The following is a 2829-nucleotide window of genomic DNA, read 5'->3' as shown; positions in this document are numbered from 1 at the left end:
GGCTGGGCCAGGCCTATCTCGCCTTCGCGCAAGGCCACGCCAGGCGCTGGCGCGCCCTGTTCCAGCACCAGCTCGCCGACGGGCGGCGCCCGCCGGACGGGTACGTCGCCGAGCAGGCCCGCCTGTTCCGCCGGATCGAGGCGCCGTTGCAGGCGCTGCGCCCGGACCTCCCGGCCCTCGAGCGTGTCCTGCTCGCCCGCAGCCTGTTCTCGGCGACGCACGGCATCGTCATGCTCGGCCTCGACGCGCGCCTGATGGTGCTGCCGGTCGCGGTGGTGCGGGACCAGCTCGATCTGCTGATCCGCGCCATGGCGACGGGATTGGCGAACGCGGACGGGGCGGGCGCCGCGTGACGCGCTCGGCCGCGCCGACGCTGCGAACCGACGCTCAGGGCGCCTCGGCCTTCGCGATGGCGCGGACCGCCCTCAGCGCGTCCGCCCGGCTCGCGTCGCTCGCAAGCCCGCTCCACAGGCCGAGAAGCTCCCGCAACCCGGCCAGATCGCTCGGCGTGGCGGCCTCGCCGAACCGCGACGCGACCGTGCCCCCGAGCGCTTCGGCGAGACGGCGAAGACTGTCGTTCCCCTCCCCGACATCGTCGCGACCGGGGGTCTTTCCGCGATCCGGGCCGGGCTCAACACACATCGACGGTCGCCTCTTAAATAGCCATGCGACCGCACGCGTCCTCGTATTCTGCATTCAGAACGCTTTTACGGCAATACGCAACCTCTGGTCGTAAGGCGGCGTTGTCGGCTTAAGTCTGAGTTGGCAGATGAGAAGATCGCTTTGAAGACAGCATGATGGCGACAGACGAAAGGTTCTCCGCCGGGGCCATGGTCGACGCTTGCCTGCGGCTCTACGAAATCGTCCGCGAGGTCGGAACACCCGAGATGGTCATGACGTGCCGTCTGCTGCTCTATCAAGCCGGATTGCAGATTGCGGACGAGGTCAAGGCCGAGAAGGACGGCGCAAGACGCGACGAACATTGACGGCGTGGGAAAGGCCGGGGCCCGGTCCCCGCTCCGTTCCCGCGATGCGTCCGGCCCGACGGGCCTGTCTCGAGGCTCGGTCGGTCTTGCCTCAGTCGGTCTTGCCTCAGTCGGTCTTGCCGTCGAGGCCGAGCCAGTGGCGGCCGTCGCGGGCCAGGAGGTCGTCGGCGGCCTTCGGGCCGGGGGTGCCGGCGGCGTAGTCCTCCACCGGGGCGGTCTTCCAGGCCTGCAGCAGCGGCTCGACCGCGGCCCAGCCGGCCTCGATGTTGTCGGCGCGCTGGAACAGCGTCGCGTCGCCGGTCATGCAATCGTAGAGCAGGGTCTCGTAGCCGACGTTGGGCTGGTTCTGGAAGAAGTCGGCGTACTTGAACCCCATCGTCACCCGGCCGATCTGCATCTGCGGCCCGGGCACCTTGACGTTCAGCTCGGTCCCGGCGCCGTGGTCGGGGTCGATGGTGATCCGCATCACGTTGGGGCTGAGCTCGGCCACCGGCGTGTCGGAGAACAGCTGAAACGGCGCCGGCTTGAACAGGATCGCGATCTCGGTGCGGCGCCCGGTCATGCGCTTGCCGGTGCGGACGTAGAACGGCACCCCGGCCCAGCGCCAGTTGTCGATCTCGAGCTTCAGGGCGACGTAGGTCTCGGTGGTCGAATCCTCGGCCACGTGCGGCTCTTCCCGGTAGCCGACGACCGGCTTCCCTTCGAGCGTGCCGGCCGTGTACTGGCCGCGCACGGCGTGGTCGGGCTGGATCGGCTTCACGGCCTGCGCGAGCTTGGCCTTCTCGCCGCGCACGTCCTCGGCCTTGAACGAGTTCGGCGGCTCCATCGCCACCATGCAGAGCAGCTGGAACATGTGGTTGGGCACCATGTCCCGCAGCGCGCCGGTGGGCTCGTAGAACCCGCCGCGCTCCTCGACGCCGACGGTCTCGCCGGCGGTGATCTGGATGCTGTCGACGTATTCGCGCCGCCAGACCGGCTCCAGCATGCCGTTGGCGAAGCGCAGAGCCATGATCGACTGCACCGTCTCCTTCCCCAGGAAGTGGTCGATCCGGTAGAACTGGCTCTCGTCGCCCTGCTTCAGGATCCGCGCGTTGAGCGCCTGCGCCGAGGCGAGGTCGGAGCCGAACGGCTTCTCGATCACCACCCGGCGGAAGGCGTCGTCCGCCTGCTTCAGCAGCCCGGCCTGGCCCAGCCCGTCGACCAGGGTGCCGAAGAAGCGCGGCGCCACCGCGAGGTAGAACACCACGTTGCCCGAGACCTTGCCCTTCAGGGCCTCGAAGGTCTTGGCATCCTCGAAGTCCCCCTTGAGGAAGTGGATGCGGTCGCGGATGAAGCCCCAGCTCTTCGGGTCGATCCGGTCGGCGTGGAACTCGGAGCCGGGGTCCTTGCTCAGGGTCTCCATCGAGGTGGTGAGCTCGGTGCGCAGGCCCTCGTCGCTGCCGTCGTTGTGGTCGACGCCGAGGATGGCGAAGCCGGGATCGAGCAGGCCGGCGCCGGCGAGGTTGTAGAGCGAGGGCATCAGCAGGCGCTTGGTCAGGTCGCCGGCGGCGCCGAAGATCACCAGCGTGCAGGGCGGCGCCGGCTTGGTGCCGCAGGCGGCCTCGTCCTTGAGGGGCGCGTCATGGCTCGATTCGGGCATCGGCGTCGTCCGGTTCTGCGACGCGATGGTGCGTCGCGGCATTCGATCGCACGTCAACCGGCGACCGCCACGGCCGTTCCCGGCGTGACGCGATCGTGTGAGGGCGGGAAGGGCCGGCTCCTCACCCCCTCCGGCGCAGCACCACGCCCGGCAGCGGGCAGGCGGCGGGGGCGACGGTGAGCACCGCCGCGCCCGGGCACAGGG

4 protein-coding genes are annotated in these 2829 nt (G+C 69.8%); 2 read left to right on the top strand and 2 right to left on the bottom strand.

Features of this window, described 5'->3' with window-relative positions; all coding sequences use genetic code 11:
* Positions 1-353: TetR-like C-terminal domain-containing protein (locus FV223_RS24430; protein ID WP_147729396.1), on the top strand; the 353-nt coding region annotated here is incomplete at its 5' end.
* A 34-nt stretch (positions 354-387) separates the two neighbouring features.
* Here the strand turns inward: FV223_RS24430 and FV223_RS24425 are convergent.
* On the bottom strand, positions 388-642 hold the full coding sequence (locus FV223_RS24425; protein WP_147729395.1) for a hypothetical protein: 255 nt from the start codon (positions 640-642) through the stop codon (positions 388-390).
* A 152-nt stretch (positions 643-794) separates the two neighbouring features.
* Here FV223_RS24425 and FV223_RS24420 point away from each other — a divergent pair, with 152 nt between their 5' ends.
* Positions 795-986, top strand: a complete 192-nt coding sequence (locus FV223_RS24420; protein ID WP_147729394.1) for a hypothetical protein — start codon at positions 795-797, stop codon at positions 984-986.
* A 106-nt stretch (positions 987-1092) separates the two neighbouring features.
* On the opposite strand, the gene zwf is transcribed toward FV223_RS24420, so the two are convergent.
* Positions 1093-2625 carry a glucose-6-phosphate dehydrogenase gene (zwf, locus tag FV223_RS24415; RefSeq protein ID WP_147729397.1) on the bottom strand — a complete coding sequence of 511 codons (1533 nt, stop codon included), beginning with the start codon at positions 2623-2625 and terminating at the stop codon, positions 1093-1095.
* Positions 2626-2829: the final 204 nt, after the last annotated feature.

Source organism: Methylobacterium sp. WL116, assembly GCF_008039455.1.
Taxonomy (GTDB): domain Bacteria; phylum Pseudomonadota; class Alphaproteobacteria; order Rhizobiales; family Beijerinckiaceae; genus Methylobacterium.
The sequence above is the reverse complement of the archived record's forward strand: the minus strand, read 5'-3'. Positions and strand labels throughout refer to the sequence as shown.